A 23,682-nucleotide genomic window follows, 5' to 3' on the forward strand; every position below is an offset into this window, starting at 1 on the left:
TGATGAGTTTCACTGCCTATATCGCATCCTAGAATGAGCATGTCATCACTGATAAATGTAAGCTTTTCATTCTTTGAGAACTTACCCTTGGTCTCTAATTCACGCCACGTTGAAGCTTTTAAATTGCTTTTTATTTCCTCTACCTTAGCCAATAATTCTTGTTGTTCAAAAATATTTGCTGTGATTACTTGCTTTTTCTTCTTTTTACCTTTATTATTCATATTAGATACCTCTTGTGTTTTTAGATTTTACCAACGGTCAGGTCAGTAATAATCTAAATTTACTTGAGGTATTCTTTTATGTCAATCTCTTGACCTATTTAAAGTATACAGGAAGCTTGTTAATAGTAACTATAAAAATAAAACTTATGATTAATTAAATGAGTATAAATTTTTGATAATCAATTCCTAGTGTATATTAATCCGGATCAAATAGCAAATTAAAAGTGAAAATCACATGAAGATTTGAAAACTAAAAAAAACAGAAGATTTGAAAACTAAAAAAACACATTGACAAAATGTGAAGCAGCGTATAAAATGATTTTACAGAGTAGATTCGGCGAGCGGAATCGGCGAGTAGAATCTGTTGAAATGCGATCGTGTTATTTTTTGAAAGGAGGATGGAATTCTCATAGAGTACAGTCAAACTAAAGAAAAAATGGAGGAGTAAAATGTTTAGAAAAATAAAATATTCTGTATCAGCTGGGATAGCATATGTTGTACTTGATAGCCCAAAGAATTTGAATGCATTAGATGAAGAAATGATAGGCGAATTATTAACGGTACTAGATACTTGTGAAGACAGTGAAGACGTTAAAGTGGTAATAATCTCCGGACAAGGAAAAGTTTTTAGTGCAGGTGGAGATATTGGAACAATGTACAAAGGTTTAAAAGGTGGAAGCTGGGATAGTTCTGGTGCAGTAGACAATGTAGGAAAGGTTTCCTTAAAAATAAAAAAACTATCAAAACCAGTTATTGCATCATTAAAAGGAGTCGTTGCAGGTGCCGCATTTAATATTGCTCTAGCTTGTGATTTTCGAATAGCTGCAGAAGATACAAAATTTATACAAGCTTTTGTAAATATAGGACTTGTTCCTGATGCTGGCGGAATATATTTGCTTACTCGTGCTATAGGTGTTAGTAAGGCTACTGAGTTAGTAATGACAGGAAAACCAATAGATGCTAATACAGCATTTGAATTGGGACTTGTTAACAAGATATTTTCTGCAGAAAATATTGAAGCTAACACAGAAGAATTTGCATTAAAACTAGTTAATGGACCCACTTTAGCTTATGCAGGAATGAAGGAATTAATTTTCGAAAGTGAATACAAAGAGTTTGAAAACTATATAAAAAAAGAAGTACATAATCAATTAAAATGTATTGATTCTATGGATTTTAAGGAAGGTGTGTTTGCATTTGTGGAAAAAAGGATTCCAAATTATCAAGGGAGATAAATATTTATAAAAAAATTGAAGAGCGAGGTATATTATGAGTTGGAAACAGACATATAATAGTAAATTGGTTTCAGTTAAGGAGGCCGCTTCAAAGATAGAGTCTGGAGATAAAATATGGTTTGCACCTATTTCAGCAGCACCTGTTCAATTGATTGAAGCAATAACTGATCGTGTTGATGAATTAGAAAATGTTGACATGATGTCAGGGTTATTACTGCATCCATTCAAATTTTTACAGGATCCAAAGTATATAGGGCGAATTAATTATCATACAGTATTTTATGGACCATGTGCGAGAGCATTTTACGATGTAGGAAATGTTAACATAAATTCTGTGCATCTTTCGAAATTAGATAAGGTTTTTATTGAAGAGAAGCCCAACGTCTTACTGGCAGATGTATCTTTACCAGATGAAGATGGTTATTTATATTATGGATCAATGGGAGTATCTACTAATGGATTAGTTTCAGAACTGGCTGAAAAAATAATAGTCCAAGTTAATAAGAATCAGCCAAAAGTAAAAGGAACAAAACATAGGATCCATGTTAGTGAAGTGGATTATATTTGCGAATTTGATCATGAATTAGTTGAGTTACCACAACCGGAAGTTTCAGAAATTGACAAGAAAATAGCGGCACATATTCTACCATTGATTACAGATGGATCGACAATCCAAATAGGACTTGGTGGATTGGCAAATGCAATAGGATACGGATTAGTGGAAAAGAAAAACTTAGCGGTTCATACGGAAATGTTTACAGACTCCATGGTATATTTGGCTAAAAAAGGTGTAATAACCGGGAAAATGTTTGCAGGGTTTGGACTGGGAAACAGGGAGACATATGAATTTATTGGTGAAGGAAAAGTGGAATTAGCACCAATATATGAAGTAAACAACCCTTATGAAGTTGGGAAGAATGATAAATTTATATCCATTAACGCAGGACTAATGGCCGATCTTACAGGGCAAGTATGTTCGGAGTCACTAGGGTTTAAGCAATATAGCTCTACAGGAGGAGCCTTGGATTTTGTTAGAGGTGCCGGCATATCAAAAGGAGGAAAAAGTTTCATTTGTATTCCGTCAACAAACACATCAAAAGATGGGAAACTACATTCAACAATTGATGTATCACTACCTCCTGGGGCAATTGTAACCATACCTAGAACTGATACAATGTTCATTGCTACTGAATACGGTGTAGCAGATTTATCTAATAAACCAATTGAAGAGCGTGTAAAAGCATTGGTTTCAATAGCTCATCCAGATTTTAGAGAGGAACTTCTGGAAAAAGCAAAATCAAAAAAGATTATAAAATAAATAATTTTTAAGAATTTGATTACTTCGTTCCATATTCTATTTGGTATTCCAAGTAGAATATGGAGTGAGATAGGAATCACAATAATGATGGGAAGAAAAATTAATAAGCATTCAATAGTGAATTGTTTGGTTGAATATGTACAATTAAACATCTGAATATATCAATAATATTTAGGAAATCATAAATTTAAAGGAGAAATTGGTAATGGAATTTATGTTTAATGAAGAGCAAAAAATGCTTAGAGATATGGTAAAAGAGTTTGGCGAAAAAGAAATTGTACCGGTTATGGCTGGGTATGATCGTACAGGTGAGTTGCCAATGGAACTATATAAAAAAGCAATGGAAATGGGTCTGCATGCTTTAGAAATTCCAGTTGAATATGGTGGTGCAGGACTGGATGTTTTGACAGCTTGTTTTATTCAGGAAGAATTGGCAAAATATGATGCTGGCTTTGCAGCAGGCCTTTCAGCTACTGGTCTCGCAACTAAACCTGTATTGATAGCAGGTACAGAAGAACAGAAAAAAATGTTTACTGATGTTATTGTATCTGGTGGAATAGCAGGATTTTGTCTAACTGAGCCAGAAGCAGGGTCGGATGCTTCTGCCGTTAAAACTAATGCTGTTAAAGAGGGAGAGGAATACGTTATAAATGGTTCGAAATGCTTTATCACAAATGGTGGAATTGCTGATATATATACTGTTATTGCTTCAACAGATAAGGGCAAGGGTGTTAAAGGCTTATCAGCATTTATAGTAGAGAGAAACAGAACAGGTATATCCATTGGAAAAGAAGAAGATAAAATGGGAATTAGGTTAACAAACACTACAGATGTTGTATTTGAAAATGTTAGAATTCCTGAGAGTAACTTAATTGGTAAGGAAGGTGATGGATTTAAAATTTTCATGAAAACTCTTGATCTTTCAAGACCATTAGTTGGAGCTTGTACAGTTGGAATTTGTCAAACAGCTATCAATCACTGCGTTAAGTATTCTAAAGAAAGAGTCACTTTTGGGAAACCAATAGCTGCAAATCAAGCTATACAATTTATGCTGGCTGATATGGAGATACAAACAGAAGCTGCAAGACAGCTTGTATATTCAACAGCTTCACTGATTGATGCTAAACAACCACATTCAAAAGAATCTGCAATAGTTAAGTGTTTTGCAACTGATATAGCAATGAAGGTTACGATTGATGCAGTTCAAATATTTGGTGGTTATGGTTACAGTAGAGAATATCCTGTGGAAAAACTAATGAGAGATGCCAAGATATTCCAGATTTTTGAAGGCACAAATCAAATTCAAAGAATGGTTGTAGCTTCAAACATGCTTAGATAATTCATGCTGTAATGTATTTGTATTTCAAAGATAAAAATTGTTGAGAATATAATTGAAATAATATTTTCAGTCACTAAAAAGAGTCATTAATATTAGAATATTAGATTTGAATTTAATAAAGTCTAATATGTCTATTAGGAAGGAGCAAAACAATGAACATAATTGTATGTGTGAAACAAGTGCCAGATACAACTGAAGTTAGAATTGATCCAGAAACAAATACCTTAATGAGAAAAGGCGTTCCTAGCATAATGAATCCTTTTGATAAAAATGCCTTGGAAGCCGCAGTTCAGTTAAAAGAAGAGCATGGAGGAACCGTGACAGCAATAACAATGGGCCCCCCTCAAGCAAAAGCTGTTCTTAAAGAATGTCTATCTGTTGGTGCTGATAAAGCTTACTTGGTAAGCGATATAGCTTTTGGAGGAGCAGATACACTGGCAACTAGCTATACGCTGGCTTCTGCTATTAAAACAATGTGTGACTATGATTTAATCATCTGTGGCAAACAGGCAATTGACGGTGATACAGCGCAAGTGGGTCCTGAAATTGCGGAGCATCTTGATATTGCTCAAGTTACATATGTGACAAAAGTGAAGGTTGAAGGCGATAAAATTATTACAGAAAGAGAACATGATGAAGGGTATGAGGTAATTGAAGCACAAATTCCATCTGTTATTACAGTTGTAAAAGCTATAAATGAACCGCGATATGCTACCGTTAAAAGCAAGATGGCTTCAAATAGAGTTGAAATACCAACAATAACATCAGCAGATTTAGTTGTTGACGAGAAAATGCTTGGACTTGATGGTTCGCCTACAAAGGTTAATAAAATATTTTCACCTCCCAAAAGATTATCGGGTGTAATGATCAAACATGATAATGGAAAAGATTCAGCATGTGAACTAATACAAAAATTAACAGAATTAAGAGTTATATAGAGGAGGGGGAAGATGGCTGTAAAAATAATAAATGATAAATGTACAGGTTGTGGAGTATGCATAGACCAGTGCCCATTTGCTGCTATTGAAATGAGTAACGGTATAGCATATATAACAGAAGCATGCACAGTATGCGGTTCCTGTGTCGATGTATGCCCTGCTGAAGCAATTGTAAAAGAAGAAAAAAAATCAAATAGAAAAATTAACATTGATGATTACAAAGATATTTGGGTTTTCATAGAGACGGAACATGGAAAACCCAGAAACGTAGGGCTTGAATTATTGGGACAAGGCAGGAACCTTGCAGAAAAGTTAAATCAAAATCTTGTAGGGATTGTTTTTGGCAAAAATACAGATGAAGTTGTTAAAGAGGTCAAGGATTATGGAACAGATAAAATCATAGTTGTAGAAGGTGAAGAATTCGAACACTATAATACTGATAGCTATACAATAGCCCTAACTAAGCTGATTAATGAATACAAACCATCAGTAATACTAATCGGAGCTACTAATAATGGTAGAGATTTAGGACCAAGAGTGGCTTGTAGAGTGAAAACGGGATTAACTGCCGACTGCACTGATTTGGGTGTTGATGAAGATTCTGGAAATGTAGCTTGGACCAGACCTGCATTTGGTGGAAATATCATGGCTACAATTCTATGCCCGGATCATAGGCCTCAGATAGGTACAGTAAGACCAAACGTATTCAAAAAACCAGAGGTAGAGGTTAAAGAACATTGCAAAATTATCAGAGAAAAAATTGAAGTAGAGCCAAAAGATATAAGAACTAAACGTATAGATTTTATTAAGTTGGCTAGTGAAGAAAGCGTCAACCTAGAAGAGGCCGATGTTATTGTTAGTGGAGGTAGAGGATTAAGAAATCCGGAAAATTTTGCTATTATTAAAGAACTAGCCGATGTTATGGGTGGTACTGTTGGAGCTTCGAGGGCGGCAGTAGACGCAGGGTGGCTTCCAGCAATCCATCAGGTTGGACAAACAGGGAAAACAGTAGGACCCAAAATCTATATTGCATGTGGTATATCAGGGGCGATTCAGCATTATGCTGGGATGTCATCATCGGATATTATAATTGCAATTAATAAAGATAAAGATGCACCAATCTTTGATGTAGCTGATTACGGCATTGTAGGGGATCTTTTTGAAGTTGTTCCTGCTCTTACTGAAGAAATAAGAAAGCTTAAGAACATATAGAGCTGAGACGCAAATATTAGTATGTTTTAGTTTTTTTACGAGATTTAGTATAAAGATTTTGAAATAACAAAATGAAAATATGAGAGGAGAGATTTTAATGTATGATATTAAAAAAGCAGCAGTTATTGGTTCTGGTGTAATGGGAGGTGCCATCGCAGCACATCTGGCTAATGCTGGAATTAAAGTAGTTCTTTTGGATATAATCCCAAACAAGCTGTCTGATGAAGAAAAAGAAAAAGGATTAACATTAGATTGTGAACAAGTAAGAAATAGAATAGTCATGAAGGCAAAAGAGAGAATTGAACATAAAAAATCAATGATGTTATATACAAAAAGTAGTACTCATTTGATACAATATGGAAATTTAGAAGATGACTTAGACCTTTTGAAAGAGGTAGATTGGGTAATTGAGGTTATCATAGAGGATATAAACATAAAGGAGAGCCTCTATAAGAAAGTAAGTCCGTATATCAAAGAGGACGCTTTATTAAGTTCAAATACTTCAGGTATATCAATCAACGAAATGAGTGAAGTACTGCCGGAAAAATTGAAAGAAAGATTTTTTGGAACGCATTTCTTCAACCCAGTCAGATTTATGAAACTAATTGAAATGATACCAAGCAAGTATACTAATAGAGAAGCGTTGGACTATATGACGGAATTCTGTGAAAACAAACTGGGAAAAGGAGTTGTAATAGCAAAAGATACACCTGGATTTATTGCTAATAGAATAGGTGCAGTTTCTACAATGATTGGTATTCAGAAAATGAATGAGTTTGAAATGAACTTTGAAGAAGTAGATGCACTTACCGGTACTGTTATTGGTCGTCCTAAGACAGGTACATTCAGATTATATGATATGGTTGGAATAGATACAATTGTAAAATTAGCATCGTACTTGAAATCTCATACTAGTGATGAACATGAAAAGGGAATATTGACATTGCCGGATTATTTTAATGAAATAGTCGAGAAAGGTTTAATTGGTGATAAGGCTAAGCAAGGATTTTATAAGAAAATTAAGAAGCCAAAGAGAGAAACATTGACATTGGATACTAGTACTTTTGAATATAGGCCTAAAAAAAATGTTGGTTTTGATCTTTTATCTGAGGTTAAGAAGGGGAAATCATTAGAAAAAAAACTGAATACAGCTGTATATAGTGAAGACAAAGCTGGGGAATTCGTCTGGAATGTAGTGAAGGAGTCATTATTGTTTGTTGGCAAATTGATTCCAGAAGTAGCCGATGATGTAAAAGCAATAGATGATGCTATGAAATGGGGTTATAATTGGGAAATTGGTCCATTTGAATTGTGGGATATGATAGGTGTTAACAAGTCAGTTGGCAAAATGAAGGCAGAGGGTGAAAAGATACCGGAATTTGTTGCAGAGTTATTAGAATCAGGGAAAGAAAAATTTTATGAAGATAAAGAATTTAAATTGCAGAACAAAAAGATATCTCCCGCCATGCTTTTAAATAAAGGTAATGTGGTTCTAAAGAGTGATGTTGGTTCACTTATTGATTTGGAGGATGATGTAGCAGGCTTTGTGTTGCATTCACCAAACAATACAGTTAATGATGAGGTTATCGACAGTGTTTATAACGCACTAGATGAAGTTAAGAAGAATTATAAAGGAATGGTATTCGCTAGTTCAGGCAATAATTTCTGCGTTGGTGCAAATTTACAGTTTGTACTAAACAATGCAATGGAAAAGAAATGGGGAATGCTGGAAAAAACCGTAAAAGATTTCCAAGATATGAATATGGCAATAAAGTATTTTGATAAACCTATTGTAGCTGCACCATTTGGAATGACGTTGGGCGGAGGTGCAGAAATCACCTTGCATAGCAGTAAAGTTAGGGCGTTTGCCGAAACATACATGGGACTTGTAGAAATAGGTGTAGGAATTCTACCTGCTGGTGGAGGAACTAAAGAATTATATCTTAAGTTAACAGAAAATATCAGTGATAATAAAACAATTGATTTAAGTCCGTTTATTCAAAAAGCATTCGATCTAATAACAACAGGGAAAGTATCGGGAAGTGCACCAGATGCCAAGCAGCTTGGATTATTACAAAATACAGATGCAATTGCCATGAATAAAGATTACCAGCTTTTTAAGGCAAAAAAGGATGTTTTGGAATTGGCTGATACTTTCATGCCCAAAAATCTTCATAGGCAATACCGTGTTGGTGGTGAGGGTGCTTTTACATTACTAAAATACATGGCGTATCAAATGTGTGAAGGTAAATTCATATCTGAATACGATAAACACGTAGTTAACAAGATAGCTTATGTAATAAGTGGTGGTGAAGTGATGGATAATTCATTTGTAAGTGAACAATATTTGCTTGATCTAGAATTGGAAGCATTCATGAGTTTAGTAGGAGAAAAGAAAACCCAGGAAAGAATGGAATATATGATAAAAACAGGCAAAACGCTTAGAAATTAGGAGGAATATGTATTATGAAAAATGCAGTAATAGTTGATGTGGTTAGAACACCTATGGGTAAGGCTAAATATGGAAGTTTATCAGATGTAAGGCCAGATGAAATAGCTTATTTTGCTATAAAAGGATTGTTTGAGAGATATCCTATGGTTGATAAAAATGAAATAGGTGATGTTATACTTGGTTGCGCATTTCCAGAATTGGAACAAGGAATGAATGCAGCCAGAACAATAGCGGTAAGATCGGGGATTCCCAATAGAGTACCGGCTATTACGGTTAATAGATACTGTTCATCCGGACTTCAAGCAATATCATACGGTATTGATAGTGTAAGACTAGGGTATTCTGATATAGTTATAGCTGGTGGATTTGAAAGTATGAGTTATATTCCTCTTGGGGGAAAGAAGATGTGTCCTAATCCAGAATTAATGAAGAGTTACCCAGAATATTATTTAAATGTTGGAATGACAGCAGAAAAGGTTGCTGAATTATATGAAGTAACCCGTGAGATGCAAGATGAGTTGGCATTTAGAAGTTTTAAGAATGCAGAAAGAGCATCTAATGAAGGCAGATTTAAAGATGAAATAGTTCCAGTGTTTAAAGAGATTAATGGAGAAACTAAAATTATTGACAAAGATGATTTGAAGCAAAATGTGACATTGGAAAAAGTAAAAAATGCCAAGACGGCATTTATGATGGGAGGGACGGTTACAGGTAGCAACTCTTCACAAACCACAGATGGTGCCAGTGTTGCTTTGATAATGTCAGAAGAAAAAGCCGATGAATTGGGCCTTAAACCCATGGCAAGATTACTTGCATATGCTGCAGAAGGTTGTGAACCAGATCTCATGGGATTGGGTCCTATGTATGCTATTCCGAAGGCATTGAAAATGGTTGATATGGAAATAGAAGATATTGATTTGTTTGAAATTAACGAAGCTTTTTCAGCTCAAGCAGTAGCTTGTATAAATGAATTAAACATTGATCCAATGAAAGTAAACGTTAATGGAGGAGCAATTGCATTGGGACATCCTACCGGTTGTACTGGAGCAAGATTAACATCCACATTATTGTATGAGATGAAGAAACAGAACCTTAAATATGGAGTTGTTAGTATGTGTGTAGGCGCAGGGATGGGTGCTGCAGGTGTATTTGAAATGGTATAAGTAAATAATTTATGAAATCTTCAACTCAAACTTCACCTTAATATTAATTTATCTGAATATATAATGTGTGAAGTTTGAGTTTGCTTGTGATAAGTGATGGATTAAGAATGTTTATTTTAAAAATAGATGTGAGGTGTTAATAGTGGAGAATAATTCTTGGATTGGCAATTATTCCTTTTTTAGATCACGTATTTCTCCTGAAAAAGAAGCAGTATATGATTATGATAATGAAATTCATTATACATATGGTGATCTAGAAAATAGGGCAAACACATTAGCAAACTTTCTAGTTGAGAAAGTGCATGTTAAAAAGGGAGATAGAATAGGGTTCTGTACCAGAAATTGCATTGAATTAATTGATGCATATTTCGCCACAGCAAAAACTGGTACTATACTTGTGACATACAATCAATTATTATCCGAGCATGAATTGGAGAAAATGATTATCAACGAGAAACCTAAAGTATTATTCTATGAAAAAACATTTAAAGATAAAGTATCAAATTTAAAATTAAAAGTTCAAATAGAAAAATATATTGTGTTAGCTGGTGAGAGTGAAAAATTAGAAGAGTTGCATTATGAAGAAATTTTGGACTATAAAAATAGTAGTTATATAGAATGTAATGGATTAAATCTTGAAGATACGCATATGATTATCCATACAGGAGGGACAACGGGAACTCCAAAAGGAGCTATGTTATCGTATAAATGTTTATTGTTTAATGCGATTAGTGAAATGGTTACGTATAACTTGACTAGTCAGGACAGTACATATGTTATGATGCCTCTATTTCATACAGGGGCATGGAATGTATTGACTCTTCCGCTTTTATTTGTAGGTGGAAGAATAATTATTAACAAATCTTTTGATCCTCAATTAGCATTAAAAGTAATAAATGATGAGAAGCCAACTACCCTATTAGGAGTTTCTACAATTTTTAGGATGATGATAAATCAATCAGAATTTGAGGCAACAGATTTTTCTTCTTTAAGGTGGATATTAAGTGGAGCAGCACCAACTCCTGTTGATATTATGGAGAAATTTTGGGAAAAGGATTTAAAATTCGTATTAGGTTATGGAATGACCGAAGCAGGCCCAAATAATTTAAGCATGGTGCCAGATGATCTGGGGTTAGAAGGAATAAAAGAAAAGTATGATTCAGTTGGAAAACCAATGTTCTTTAACCAAGTTAAAATAGTAGACACTAAAGGTAAAGAGGTCGGAGTAAATGAATTGGGAGAAATCATTTGGAAAGGGCCTTTGACATTTTCGGGATACTGGAACAATAAAGAAGAGACTAGTAATACACTGAAAGATGGATGGGTTTATACTGGAGACATAGCAAGAAAGGATAATGAAGGTTTTTATTATATTGTGGGGAGAAAGAAAAATATGTTTATTTCTGGAGGCGAAAATATTTATCCTCCAGAAGTGGAAAAAGAAATATATAAACATCCATCAATACATGAAGTGTGTGTTATAGGCATACCGCATAAAAAATGGGGAGAAGTAGGTAAAGCAATTGTGTCATCGAAATCAGGTGAAATTGTTGAGGAAAAAGAAATCAAAGAATTTTTAAAAGGGAAGATTGCTAGTATAAAAATCCCTAGATATGTTGAAATAGTTGATGAACTTCCAAAGAATAGTACTGGAAAGATAAAAAGAGAAGTTATATGTAATTTATATGGGTAACAATGAATCAGATGAAAAATTTTATAGACAGGACAGCAAGAAGGAATGGATTACGATATAATATGCAAGGTTGTGATTAAACTAAGTTTAAATCACAGCGTTGTAATTTGTAAGACAAACTTACAGATGTTTCATGTTAAGCAATTTTAGTAATTGATATTTTGAACAAAATCTATTGCTAAATCAGAATAATAGAGAAATAATCAATTATGTAGTAAGTAAGAAAATAGATACTGACCTCATTAAGGGAGCAGTTTTGGCATATGTAGTAGCAAAAGTTGTTATATATAGAATTGGTATTTTTCTTTGAATAATGATAATTACTGATATTTTTTGATAGTGTGTTATAATATACTTCGGCTTATAGACTTACTTGTGGTACGGTTCACCGCGTATAATTCTAAAACTCCTGTAAATCTGCTCCAAAAGTATGACCTTGAAGAGCTGGTGGGGGAAGGTCATCTTTGAGAATGAAAGCTTGAAGTTTGACTTGTTTACGACATCCGGGCTTAGTCCCAGGGATCCCCCTATTATGAAGGTTATATGGCTTTGCCCCGACAGGGCAAGGTCGTTAATCTTTTTTGAAAGGTCCTCGCTTGAAAGCTGCTTTCCCTGAATGTGTAGAACAACGACATATGAGTTTTCGTCAAGTTTTGACAGAATCTTGCCTCCTTCCTTGTCCTTGATCTGTTCCATTTCCTTGTCGCTTATATTTTCCGGAGCCTTCTCATCGGCTACTTCTATGAGGCTCAGTGTACAATAAGAAGACAATCGCTTCTTGAATTCGGCGATTGCCTCCTTGTAAAATTTTTCCTTTATCTTTCCAACTGATATTATTGTGATTTTCAAACTTTTTCTCCTGTCAGTGATTCTATCTTTTCGACATATTTGTCTATGTCGAATTTTCTGTGTAGTCCATTGTTACTCATATATCTTATATTGCCGAGGACGGGTCTTTCCTCGCAGGGTCTGTCGAATCTTCCGAAGCACCAGGCTACTCCCGCATAACTGTTGGGATCCCATCCGTCGATGAAATACTTGTTGTTCAGATATATGGCTGTATCATAGGCTGTTTTGTAGTCGGGAGACCATTCAATTATCTTCTTGCACCAGTACATTCTCATATATGTGTGCATGAAGCCTGTTTCAACCATTTCTTTCATTGCTACATTCCAGTACTTGTCGTGGGTGGAGCATGATTCGAATGCTTCTTTCGTATAGAGGTACTCCCTTTCGTCATCCTTGTGTTTTTCCATTGTTTCATAGGCCCACTGGTCAGTCATATATTCAAACTTGTCGTAGTTTTCTGTGAAGTTTACAAAATTTATTGCAAGTTCTCTTTTTATTACCAGGTCTTCAATGAAGGCATTGACTGCCTTTTCTATGAAAGGGTTCTTTTCAATTATCTTCTTTACCACTACCACTATCTCAACAGGTGAGATATGTCCGAAATGAAGATAGGGACTCAGGTTTGAAGCGTAGTCCAGCTCGGGATGGTTTTTTTCAAGATAGTATCCAATCTTGTTGTTGAAGAATTCATAGAAAAGGTCTCTTGCCTCCTTTTCCCCACCCTTGAATCTAGCCGATGGTGTTATGCCGTTTTTCTTTTTCATGTCTTCGATTTCTTCAAGTGGAGACATGATTTCCTCGAAGGGACAGGCTATGTCTATGTACCTGCTTCTTATGAACGGTTCGGTAGGCTTGAACTTCACTGCAAATTCATCCATGTTTTCCATGATTTTCGGTCTGATGGTGCTCATGGAGTGTTCTGCCTTGTCTGAAACCCTGTTTACAGGAATCAGAACATCATCTTCAACTGTTATTATATTTGTACAGTCTTCATCAGTCAGGCTGTCTATTACATCCTTTCTCCACTGTTTCTGGATTCTTGTGTATCCTATATCCATTATAAGGTGGGTGGCGTTCTTCATGAGTTCGATGCATCCCTTTTCAGGAGATGTTCTGTATATAACAAACTTGATGCCCATTCTGCCTAGTTTCATCTTCAAGTATTCCAGACCTTCCATCATGAAGGTGCGGTGCCTTGCATTTCCCCTGTGGTATTCATCAGGAATACCACAATATACCACAAGTGGCATGCCGTGAAGATTTGACAGGATTACTCCGAGATTTAGTGCGTGATTGTAGTGTATGCGTTGAGACTGTTCCATCCAGTACAGTATATAGTCGCCTTTTGAATCCTTGCAGTTCTTTATATGAGTTACTCTGCCGTTAACCATTATATCATCCTTTCTATGGAACCAGTAATTCAATTCCTTCATTGATTATGCTGATGTTAACAGGTGTCTTGAAGCCATATTCTCCGTCTATGTCTATTGTCAACTCATCGTCCGAATCTATCGATATTTCACTTGTCTTGAAGTAGTGTACCTTAGGGTGCTTTACGTGGTCACCGCTTGCCATTCCTGTAAATATTTCAAGCATTATCAGCGGATTAGTCTTTTCGAATATGACTACGTCGAAGAGGCCATCGTTGAATTTTGCATCAGGTGTCATCTTCTTGAATCCTCCGGTGCTTGGAGTGTTGCTGACGACGAATACCAGGGCTTCCAGGTTCAAGGTTTTTCCTTCACTTTCAACCTTTAGGTTGTATGATTTGTATATCTGATTGGGTATCTCCAGTGCTGCCTGGAAATAGTATGCATACTTTCCGAATATGGTTTTTGTATCGCTTGGAACTTCGTGGGGTATGTTTGTGAAAGCTCCTCCTGAAACCACATTTATGAAATACTGGTCGTTTACCTTTCCTACATCCACCATGTTGGTCTTCTTGTTTTTCAACATTTTTGTGAATTCTTTGATACTGGAAGGTATGCGCATATATGTTGCAAAGTCGTTTATTGTGCCTGTTGGTAGTATTGCCAGCTTTGTCTTGCTGGGTGACTGCATTATTCCGTTTACAGCCTCGTTGATTGTTCCGTCTCCACCGCAGGCTATTATCATGTCATATCCTTCGGAGCAACCATGTTTTGCCGCTTCGATGGCATCACCTTTCTTCTTTGTTGCGATGAAGGTCATGCTTATATCTTCATCCGTGAGAAGATTCTTGGCTATCTGGAACATCTTTTGCTGTCCCATCTCCTTCCCCGAGGAAGGATTGTATACTACTAGATATTTTTCCATGTGATTTGTACTCTCTTTCAGTTAGTTGTCTTTTCTTTAATCTTTTTTTGTATCGAATATTCCCTGGAGTATCCAGTTGGCAATTGTTATTATTACTCCCGCCTTTATGGAATCTCCGAAGGTTGCGGTATTCAGGGCGGAAAGCCCTGCAGTAATCTCTACGGTTATTCCGTTGACAATGAGAAGGAAAAGCCCCAGTGTAAAGATCGTCAGGGGCAAAGAGATAAGTGTCAGGATGGGTTTTATGAATGTATTCACAATACCGAAGATTATGGCTGCGAAGAACAGACCCTCAAGTCCTGAATATGAAACCCCGCTTATTGTGTAAGAAGCGGCCCATATGGCAATCATGTTTATTATAATTCTACCCAAAAGTTTTTTCATATATACCTCCAATCTCAACCTCTACATGATAGGTGAAAGAAGTCTTGATATTGATTCCCTGAATCTGATATAAATTCCTCTCTGCCTGTATACTTCAAGGGTAAGTTCGTCACTAAGCTCAATATCCTCCATGAACTGCTCCTTGAGTTTTTCGGATATTTCAGAATTGTATATCAGAGCAATTACTTCAAAGTTCAGTTTGAAGCTTCTTACATCGAAATTTGCTGTTCCAACTGATGATATCAACCCGTCCACTACAACTGTCTTGGCATGTAGAAATCCGTTTTCGTAGGTATATATCTTTACACCGTAGTCAAGAAGTTCAGCCGCATTGCAGTATGTTGCCCAGTATATAAAGGGATGGTCCGGTTTGTTTGGAATCATTATCCTTATATCGATTCCGGACAGGCCTGCAATCTTCAGTGCCTCCATGATGCTGGCATCGGGAATGAAATAGGGTGACTGAATGTAGATTGATTTCTTTGCCATGTTTATCATCTTTATGTAGTTTTGCTTTATCCTTTCATAGGGGGAGTCGGGGCCGCTTGACATTATCTGCACTCCCGAATTACCTATGCCTGAAATGTCGGGGAAATACCTGTACTTGAAGCTCAGATTGTCCTTGCTGGCATTTCTCCAGTCTAGCATGAACCTTGCCTGAAGGTCCCTGACTGCAGATCCTTCTATTTTCAAATGGGTGTCTCGCCAGAATCCGAAGTTTGGATCTTTTCCAAGGTATTCGTCACCTATGTTTATACCGCCTATATATCCTATCCTGCCGTCGATAACTATTATTTTTCTGTGGTTTCTGTAGTTTATCCTAAGGTTTATATTGGGTATGGGGCTCTTGAAGAAAAGTTCCACCTTTCCACCGGCATCCTTTAGAGGCTTAAGAGTGCTCTTCTTCAGGTATCTGCCGCCGACGGAATCCACCAGAAGCCTTATCTGTACTCCTTCTTTTGCCTTTTTTGTGAGAAGGTCAATAATTTCATTACCCAGTTCATCGTTCTGGAAAATGTAGTAAAGCATGTGTATGTGGTCTTTGGCTTCAAGTATTGATTTTTTTACGGCTTCAAACTTGTCGTTGCCGTTTGTATATATGGTTATGCCGTTGTCCTGGGAGTAGTATGAATCGTTGTTGAAAAGATTCATCTTGATCAAGTCCATATATGGATGTATCTTGGGATCATTTATTGTCAGTTGTCCGCTTGAATATTTGTTCTGCTGCTGCTCGATATATGCTCCGTATATCTTTTCCTCTATCACCTTAAGCTTGAACAGCTTTTTTCTGCTGAAGTTTTGGGACAGCAGTATGTAGAAGAAGAATCCTACTACAGGGGCGATGTAAAAAACCAGGACCCAGGTAAGGGTTGCGGTTGGGTCCTTTCTTTCAAGGAAAATCAATGCTATTACAAGTATGGTGTTGATGCCGTAAAGCAGCGACAGCCATCCTACATCAATGAAGTCGAATGTCATTTAGTCCTCCGTATAAGTGATTGTTTTCATTAACTTAGTAAAATTTTCTTGTGAATCCGAAAAAACCGGCCGAACAGTTGCTTTCGGAAGATAAAATCATGCATACTATCAAAATAATCAGTACAATCAATAAAAGGATGTCTGTTTTTGATAAGTTTATTTTCATTTTAATCACCAGAATATATTAGTAAATCCTAATAGTATTATATCACAGTGAAGGATTTAATAAATAAATAAATCGATTTAACTTATTCAAAAAAAATAATCTGACCTTATAAAATTAATCGATTCTGACTCTTTTTGCAATGTCAGTATTTGTGTATAATTAAGAAAATATTTCGAAATATATCATTGATCAAATAAGATAACGGGAGGATACAATGAACAACAGATATGAACTAAACAGGAATCTGGCACAGATGTTGAAAGGTGGAGTTATAATGGATGTTACGACTCCAGAACAGGCAAGAATTGCGGAGGCTGCAGGAGCATGCGCCGTAATGGCTCTCGAGAGGATACCTGCAGACATAAGGGCTGCAGGCGGAGTGTCAAGGATGAGCGATCCTGAGATGATAAAAGGAATACAGGAAGCGGTTTCAATACCTGTCATGGCAAAGGTGAGGATAGGTCATTTTGTTGAGGCGCAGATACTTCAGGCAATAGAGATAGACTATATTGACGAGAGCGAGGTTCTTTCTCCTGCTGATGAGGTTTACCACATAGACAAGACAAGATTCGAAGTTCCCTTTGTATGCGGTGCAAAGGATCTTGGTGAGGCACTTAGAAGGATCAGCGAAGGAGCTGCAATGATAAGGACAAAGGGAGAGCCAGGTACAGGAAACGTGGTTCAGGCTGTAACCCATATGAGACTCATCAACCAGCAGATGAGAAAGATACAGAACATGAGGGAGGATGAGCTTTTCAACGAAGCAAAGGTGCTTCAGGTGCCATATGACCTTGTTAGATATGTACATGAAAACGGAAAGCTTCCTGTTGTAAACTTTGCAGCAGGCGGAGTTGCAACTCCGGCAGATGCTGCAATGATGATGCAGCTTGGAGCAGAAGGAGTATTCGTAGGTTCCGGAATATTCAAGTCGGGAAATCCTGAAAAGAGAGCACAGGCTATAGTTAAGGCAGTGACCAACTATAATGATCCGATTCTTATAGCAGAGTTGTCAAGGGATCTTGGTGAAGCTATGGTTGGAATCAATGAAGAGGAAATCGAGCTTCTCATGGCTCAAAGGGGACAGTGATGAAGAAGAAAATTGGCATTCTTGCAGTTCAGGGTGCCTTCCTTGAGCATGGAAATATGCTGGAAAGGATTGGGGTGGAATCCTTCGAGATAAGGAAGAAGAGCGACTATCAGGGTAAGGATTTTTCGGGATTGATTTTGCCCGGCGGAGAAAGTACGGTGATGGGCAAGCTGTTGAACGACCTTGACATGTTTAGTGACTTGAAGAAGATGATAGACAGTGGAATGCCTGTCTTCGGCACATGTGCCGGAATGATAATGCTGGCGGGGAACATACGGAACGAGAACTATACCCATTTTGGTTCAATGGACATCAACATTGAAAGGAATGGATATGGACGACAGCTCGGAAGCTTTGCAGTGGAAGGAAAGTTTGCAGGAATGAGGGATGTTCCCATGACTTTTATAAGGGCCCCATATATTGAAAGTACGGGGAAAGATGTAGCAGTTCTTGCTGAAACGGGAGGCAGGATTGTAGCCGCCAGGGAGAAAAACATGCTTGTCACATCCTTTCATCCGGAGCTAACTGACGATACAAGGGTACATGAGTATTTTCTTAATATGATATAAAGCACTTGCGGGTGCTTTTTTCTTTTACGTAAAAATATATTTGACAAATCAGGAAATTTGTTTTATAATCATAAAAAAATATTACAAAATCTTAAAAACATTGACGGGAAGAGTAAATAAATTTTTAAGTCATAGCGAGCCGGTGGTGGTGAAAGTCCGGTACTGATGGAATTTATGGAAGAACATCCCCGAGTTTCCAACCGAAATCTCAGGAGAGTAGACTTGGACGTGGACTGCACGTTACAGCGGGTAGGTATCGATTATTCTGTACTGAAATGAGTGAGCTGATTCAGCTAACTAAGGTGGCACCGCGAATACAACCTTCGTCCTTAACTATATTAAGTTATATTTAAGTACGGAGGTTTTTTATTTTGAGCGCAGAATAAGCAAAATAATAAAATTTACAATGGAAATTTTATTTCAGTGACGTAAAACTAAAGGAAGGGAATGATAAAAATGAAAAGAATACTGGTTAAGGAAACAATTGGAAGAAAAGAAGAAAAGGTGATGCTCTGCGGATGGATACACAACATAAAGAAGTTCAAATCCTTCGCATTCGTATATCTAAGGGACAGATCCGGAGTGATGCAGATGATACTGGATGACATGGACATGCTGGAAAAGATAAAGCTGGAAGCATCCGTAAAGGTGACTGGAACCCTTAAGGTGAACGAGAAGGCACCGGGAGGAGTTGAGCTTGCAGTTGAGGAATTGGAAGTCGTAGGAGAGGCGAAATATGACCTTCTGCCATTCTCCATAAACGGAAGGGATATACAGGCATCACTTGAGAAGCAGCTTGACTACAGGACAATGTCCCTGAGAAGGATGGACAGAAGGGCGGTTTTCAAGGTTCAGCAGGAAATAGTGGAAGCATACAGGGCATTTCTTATCGGAGAAGGGTTCTCGGAGATTCACACTCCCAAAATCATAGGCGCCGAGACTGAAGGCGGATCGGATGTATTCATGCTCGACTATTTCGGAAAGAGAACATTCATGGCGCAGAGTCCGCAGTTCTACAAGCAGATGATGGTGGGTGCAGGATTCGAAAGGGTCTTTGAAATCGGAGCTGCCTACAGGGCTGAGCCCCACAGCACGTGGAGACACTTGAACGAATATATGAGTCTTGACCTTGAGATGGGCTTCATCGAAAGCGAAGAGGACATCATGGACCTTGAGGAAAGACTCATAGGATTCATAATGGACCATCTGAAGGAGAAGTGCAGTTCAGAGCTTAAGCTAATGAAGGTGGAGCTTCCAAAGATGGTGAAGATACCGAGAATAAGCCTTACTGAGGCTCAGGACATTCTTCTGAAGGAATTCGGAAAGAAATCCCCTGTAGGAAACATAGATGCGGATGGAGAGAAGCTGTTTGCAAAGTATGTAAAGGACAAGTACGATTCTGACTTTGTATTCCTTACAAAGTATCCTGCATCAAAGAGACCTGTATACACTATGCCCGATCCGGAACTGGAAGGAATGACTAAGTCTTTCGACCTTATATTCAAGGGGCTTGAAATCACTACGGGAGGACAGCGGATACACGACTACGACATGCTCGTGGACAACATGGTCAAGTTTGGAGCCAAGCCCGAGAGCTTTGATTTTTATCTTGAATCATTCAAGTATGGAATGCCTCCCCACGGCGGTCTGGCAATAGGACTTGAAAGGATTACAATGATGATTCTTGGTCTTGACAACATAAGAAAGGCCACACTGCTGCCAAGGGATCTTAACAGAGTAACACCATAAATAAAATAAAACTATACGGGAGGAAGCCATGAAGGTAACCAAGGAAGAAGTATACTATATAGCAAGACTGGCGAATCTTCATTTCACTGAAGAGGAAGCTGAAAAGATATCCCAGGAGTTTTCAGGAATATTGACCCACTTTGACAACCTAAACAAGGAAGACCTTGAAGGGATAGAGATGTATTCATTTGACGACAAGCCTTTGAGGTTGAGGAAGGATGAGGTCCATGTATTCGAGAACAAGAAGGACCTGTACAGGAACACCAAGAAGATGAGAGACACTGCCATAGAAATACCGAAGGTAGTGGAGTAGGAGGGAAACATGGATATTACAAGATTGAGTATCAGGGATATTAGAAAATCCTATGAAGACAGGAAGTTTTCCTGCGAGGAGCTTACAAGGGAATACCTGAAAAGAATCAAAAAGTATGACAAGGGAATAAAATCTTTCATATCAGTCGGAGAAGAGGCTGCCATTGCAAGAGCCAGGGCAATAGATCAAAAAATGTACAAGGGTGTGGACCTTGGAATGATGGAAGGTATTCCCGTTGGAATAAAGGACAATATCTGTACTGAAGGAATGAGGACAACCTGCGCATCAAGGATGCTCGAAGATTTCATTCCGCCCTACAATGCAGGAGTCATAGACAGACTGAGGGATGCAGGAGCCGTTGTACTTGGAAAGCTTAACATGGATGAATTTGCCATGGGATCTTCAAACGAAAATTCCGCATTCTTCCCTACGAGAAACCCCTGGGATACGGACAGGGTGCCGGGAGGTTCTTCAGGTGGATCGGCAGCAGCTGCAGCGGCAGGGTTTGCAAAGATCACATACGGATCCGATACGGGAGGTTCCATAAGGATGCCCGCATCTTTCTGCGGTCTTGTGGGAGTGAAGCCTACATATGGTACCGTTTCAAGATACGGCCTCATAGCCTTCGGATCATCACTTGACCAGATAGGTCCCTTTGCCAGGACTGTAGAGGATGCAGCCTACGGACTTGAGTGCATCCAGGGATTCGATCCCAAGGATGCAACATCCATTGAGTCGGGATATTCCAAGGATTATTCTGAATCTATGAAGACAGGCGTAAAGGGTCTCAGGATTGGAATACCTAAGGAATTCATAGGAGAGGGAATAAACGAAGAAGTAAGAAAAAGCATGCTGGATGCGGCGGCGATCCTTGAAAAGCAGGGTGCAATTGTTGAGGAGTTCAGCCTGCCTATTACTGAAAGCGGTCTTTCTGCCTACTATATAATTTCTTCTGCAGAGGCAAGTTCAAACCTCGGAAGATACGACGGAGTGAGATTCGGATACAGGGCAAGGGATTTTGAATCATACTCGGACCTTGTTGTGAAGTCAAGAACTGAAGCTTTCGGAGATGAAGTAAAGAGAAGGATAATGATGGGAACCTACGTACTTTCATCGGGCTACTATGATGCATACTACAAGAAGGCAATGCTTTTCAGACAGAAGGTCAAGCAGCTTTACAAGACTGCATTCGAAAAATATGACACCATACTGTCTCCTACAGTGCCTGTGCTGCCCTTCAAGATTGGAGAGAAAACTTCTGATCCTCTTGAGATGTACCTGGCGGACATACTCACCGTAAATGTGAACATAGCCGGAATTCCTGCCATATCCGTTCCTTCGGGATTCAGCGAGTCGGGACTTCCGATAGGGGTTCAGTTCATGGGAGACCACATGTCGGAGGAGAAGCTCTTCAGATTTGCTTGGTCCCTGGAACAGGAACTGAAACTTGATCTTATACCTGAATAGGTAATTGCAAAACTATCACCAAAAACTAGAAAAAACGACATAAATCTAGACATACACATAAAACAAGTGACTACAAGTAAAAAAACGCGGAAATATGACAACTTTAATTGAAATAAGACAAAAAAGAGCACACAAAATAATGGTATGACAAAAATGAGAAATACCTAAGCAATCAAAGGTTTCAAGCTCCTGATCAGTTTATGCTGATTGATTTTATCAGCAAGGACCACAGTGATTAGCTGTGTAATACCAGAAAGTATCAGGTCAGCATGAAGGGTTTTAGCATTTTGACTCTTTCGTTTGGCGATGCAGAAGCTGTCCTTGAAATGGTTTATGGATTTTTCTACAGCACCTCTGATCTTGTAGGTGTCAATCCATTCATCAGTTCCACGTATTGTCCCTGGGTAGGCACGAAGATTCTTTTCGGGATAGATGTAGAACATTCTTCCGCTTTTAGAATCGGTACATGGATTTTCGCAGTAGCATTGACGTCGGTACTTTCCATCATCGTGTTTGACGAATTTAACTTTTGGACAAGAGAACTTGAACCTGACTAAGCCGTTAGTTCGTTTAGCAGTACCTTCTGGTTTCATAGGAAGCGATTTGTCTTTTGGACAACAAGGTATGCCATTTGAATTGACAGGACAATCAGGATAGGTAATGCCAGACCTTGAATTCAATGGAATATAGGCTTTTGAAAATTTCAGATCCTGAAGCAGTGATTTGTATATAAGTCCACTGTCAAAAGCGGCATCACCAAGGAATACATCAGGACAAATGCCGGGATGCTTTTCGAAAAAGTCTTCAAGTACTGGAATAAGAGCTTTGGCATCATGAAGGGACTTGTCTTCATTTGGAGAATTTGTTTTCTTCTCAACTTCAATATCAGGATGAGAATCAAGGAAATCCTTGTTGAAGAAGGATATGTCTCTGACAATGCCCAAACCATTGGTAATCATGCCGAACTTGTAGACATAGCAGAAATGTCCATTGATATAAAGTTGTTTGATTTCATCGTTTGAAGCAGCATGTGTAGGCATTAAGGTATAAGCAGCCTTGTAAGGATCGTAGGAATCACTGAACCCCATGACTTTCTTGTATGTTTTAAGTCTACTTACGATTCTGTTTAAGAATTTGGGATTGTTTTCAGTTACGTAAGCCTCAATACCTGAAGTGTCAAAGATTGTCATGGAAGCCTTGGCTTCATCAATTTGATGGCAAATGGGTTCTGTAACATCAACCAGGTTATCGAACAAGGATTTCAGTTCAGGTAAGAAATCCTGCTTGAAGCGGGTGAATTTGGAAGCATCCGGAACCTTTTGAAAACCGCAAAATTCTCTTAGTTCCTTGGAAAAGGTAAGGAATGTAATTAAGAGTGAGTCTTCAGAAATGGAAAAGATGCGTTGTAGGATAAGAGCCCACAGCATAGCCTTAAGTTTGTAAGTACGAGGTCTACCAGTGGGAGCGTAAAACTTGTTCCGGAAATTAATCGGAATGAGCTCATCGAGATTTAGATTGGATTCTAGCAGTTGCAGGAAGTATGGTTTGTCATTTTCATAAATATTACTGCAATCAGAATAAATATCTGCCAAAGAAAGCTGAGTTTGTGTTATCATAGTTGTAATATAACTCCTTTTGGATTTTGGTGATTTTATTTCTCGCAATCTAATTTTACCACAATTCGGTGAGGGGTTATATTTTTTATTGCAAAAAAAGTCCCGCATTTCTGCGGGTTGTGGCGTTTCGCAAACGCCTA

At 37.9% G+C, this 23,682-nt stretch carries 18 protein-coding genes, 2 pseudogenes and 1 other annotated feature; of the genes and pseudogenes, 13 read left to right on the plus strand and 7 right to left on the minus strand.

Annotation, left to right across the window (positions count from 1 at the left end):
• Positions 1-221: pseudogene (locus BUB05_RS16795) on the minus strand (IS110 family RNA-guided transposase); the annotation flags it as partial.
• Between the two features lie 449 nt (positions 222-670).
• Here BUB05_RS16795 and BUB05_RS16800 point away from each other — a divergent pair.
• From BUB05_RS16800 to BUB05_RS16835, 8 genes are all read left to right on the plus strand, one after another.
• On the plus strand, positions 671-1,456 hold the full coding sequence (locus BUB05_RS16800; protein WP_073050768.1) for an enoyl-CoA hydratase/isomerase family protein: 786 nt from the start codon (positions 671-673) through the stop codon (positions 1,454-1,456).
• A 34-nt stretch (positions 1,457-1,490) separates the two neighbouring features.
• Positions 1,491-2,774 (plus strand): acetyl-CoA hydrolase/transferase family protein, encoded by a 1,284-nt coding sequence (locus tag BUB05_RS16805; protein WP_073050769.1) that lies wholly within the window; start codon positions 1,491-1,493, stop codon positions 2,772-2,774.
• 205 nt (positions 2,775-2,979) lie between these two features.
• A complete protein-coding gene (locus BUB05_RS16810) occupies positions 2,980-4,113 on the plus strand; it encodes an acyl-CoA dehydrogenase family protein (RefSeq protein WP_073050770.1) in 1,134 nt (377 codons plus the stop codon).
• A 152-nt stretch (positions 4,114-4,265) separates the two neighbouring features.
• The gene (locus tag BUB05_RS16815; protein WP_073050771.1) at positions 4,266-5,051 is read left to right on the plus strand and encodes an electron transfer flavoprotein subunit beta/FixA family protein; all 786 of its coding nucleotides are present in this window, start codon (positions 4,266-4,268) and stop codon (positions 5,049-5,051) included.
• 12 nt (positions 5,052-5,063) lie between these two features.
• The gene (locus tag BUB05_RS16820) at positions 5,064-6,263 is read left to right on the plus strand and encodes an electron transfer flavoprotein subunit alpha (protein ID WP_073050772.1); all 1,200 of its coding nucleotides are present in this window, start codon (positions 5,064-5,066) and stop codon (positions 6,261-6,263) included.
• A 97-nt stretch (positions 6,264-6,360) separates the two neighbouring features.
• Complete coding sequence (locus tag BUB05_RS16825) at positions 6,361-8,715, plus strand: 3-hydroxyacyl-CoA dehydrogenase/enoyl-CoA hydratase family protein (RefSeq protein WP_073050773.1); 2,355 nt, start codon at positions 6,361-6,363, stop codon at positions 8,713-8,715.
• Positions 8,716-8,729: 14 nt separating this feature from the next.
• Complete coding sequence (locus tag BUB05_RS16830; protein WP_073050774.1) at positions 8,730-9,878, plus strand: thiolase family protein; 1,149 nt, start codon at positions 8,730-8,732, stop codon at positions 9,876-9,878.
• A 142-nt stretch (positions 9,879-10,020) separates the two neighbouring features.
• The gene (locus BUB05_RS16835) at positions 10,021-11,571 is read left to right on the plus strand and encodes an AMP-binding protein (protein ID WP_139258058.1); all 1,551 of its coding nucleotides are present in this window, start codon (positions 10,021-10,023) and stop codon (positions 11,569-11,571) included.
• Positions 11,572-11,940: 369 nt separating this feature from the next.
• Here BUB05_RS16835 and rlmH read toward each other — a convergent pair whose 3' ends face one another.
• Genes rlmH through cls form a run of 5 tightly spaced genes read right to left on the minus strand, consistent with a single transcriptional unit; the run spans position 11,941 to position 16,575 of the window.
• On the minus strand, positions 11,941-12,420 hold the full coding sequence (rlmH, locus tag BUB05_RS16840) for a 23S rRNA (pseudouridine(1915)-N(3))-methyltransferase RlmH (protein ID WP_073050775.1): 480 nt from the start codon (positions 12,418-12,420) through the stop codon (positions 11,941-11,943).
• The gene (locus BUB05_RS16845; protein WP_073050776.1) at positions 12,417-13,811 is read right to left on the minus strand and encodes a deoxyribodipyrimidine photo-lyase; all 1,395 of its coding nucleotides are present in this window, start codon (positions 13,809-13,811) and stop codon (positions 12,417-12,419) included. Before BUB05_RS16845 ends, rlmH begins: the two co-directional genes overlap by 4 nt.
• Positions 13,812-13,824: 13 nt before the next feature.
• A complete protein-coding gene (locus BUB05_RS16850; RefSeq protein ID WP_073050777.1) occupies positions 13,825-14,715 on the minus strand; it encodes a diacylglycerol/lipid kinase family protein in 891 nt (296 codons plus the stop codon).
• A 36-nt stretch (positions 14,716-14,751) separates the two neighbouring features.
• Positions 14,752-15,099 carry a phage holin family protein gene (locus BUB05_RS16855; RefSeq protein ID WP_073050778.1) on the minus strand — a complete coding sequence of 116 codons (348 nt, stop codon included), beginning with the start codon at positions 15,097-15,099 and terminating at the stop codon, positions 14,752-14,754.
• Positions 15,100-15,120: 21 nt separating this feature from the next.
• Positions 15,121-16,575 (minus strand): cardiolipin synthase, encoded by a 1,455-nt coding sequence (gene cls / locus BUB05_RS16860; RefSeq protein ID WP_073050779.1) that lies wholly within the window; start codon positions 16,573-16,575, stop codon positions 15,121-15,123.
• Positions 16,576-16,955: 380 nt separating this feature from the next.
• Between cls and pdxS the strand changes: the two genes are divergently transcribed.
• The 5 genes from pdxS (at position 16,956) to gatA (ending at position 21,926) form a co-directional block, all read left to right on the plus strand.
• Positions 16,956-17,828 (plus strand): pyridoxal 5'-phosphate synthase lyase subunit PdxS, encoded by an 873-nt coding sequence (gene pdxS, locus BUB05_RS16865; protein ID WP_073050780.1) that lies wholly within the window; start codon positions 16,956-16,958, stop codon positions 17,826-17,828.
• Positions 17,828-18,397, plus strand: a complete 570-nt coding sequence (gene pdxT / locus BUB05_RS16870) for a pyridoxal 5'-phosphate synthase glutaminase subunit PdxT (RefSeq protein ID WP_073050781.1) — start codon at positions 17,828-17,830, stop codon at positions 18,395-18,397. Before pdxS ends, pdxT begins: the two co-directional genes overlap by 1 nt.
• 91 nt (positions 18,398-18,488) lie before the next feature.
• Positions 18,489-18,731 (plus strand) — a binding site (T-box leader).
• Between the two features lie 122 nt (positions 18,732-18,853).
• A complete protein-coding gene (gene aspS / locus BUB05_RS16875; protein ID WP_073050785.1) occupies positions 18,854-20,146 on the plus strand; it encodes an aspartate--tRNA(Asn) ligase in 1,293 nt (430 codons plus the stop codon).
• A gap of 28 nt (positions 20,147-20,174) precedes the next feature.
• Positions 20,175-20,459, plus strand: coding sequence for an Asp-tRNA(Asn)/Glu-tRNA(Gln) amidotransferase subunit GatC (gene gatC, locus BUB05_RS16880; protein WP_073050782.1), 285 nt, complete (start codon positions 20,175-20,177; stop codon positions 20,457-20,459).
• 9 nt (positions 20,460-20,468) lie between these two features.
• Positions 20,469-21,926, plus strand: coding sequence for an Asp-tRNA(Asn)/Glu-tRNA(Gln) amidotransferase subunit GatA (gene gatA, locus BUB05_RS16885; RefSeq protein ID WP_073050783.1), 1,458 nt, complete (start codon positions 20,469-20,471; stop codon positions 21,924-21,926).
• 259 nt (positions 21,927-22,185) lie between these two features.
• On the opposite strand, the pseudogene BUB05_RS16890 reads toward gatA, so the two are convergent.
• Positions 22,186-23,542 (minus strand): annotated as a pseudogene (locus BUB05_RS16890) (transposase).
• Positions 23,543-23,682: the final 140 nt, after the last annotated feature.

Source organism: Dethiosulfatibacter aminovorans DSM 17477, assembly GCF_900142005.1.
Classification (GTDB): Bacteria; Bacillota; Clostridia; order Tissierellales; family Dethiosulfatibacteraceae; genus Dethiosulfatibacter; species Dethiosulfatibacter aminovorans.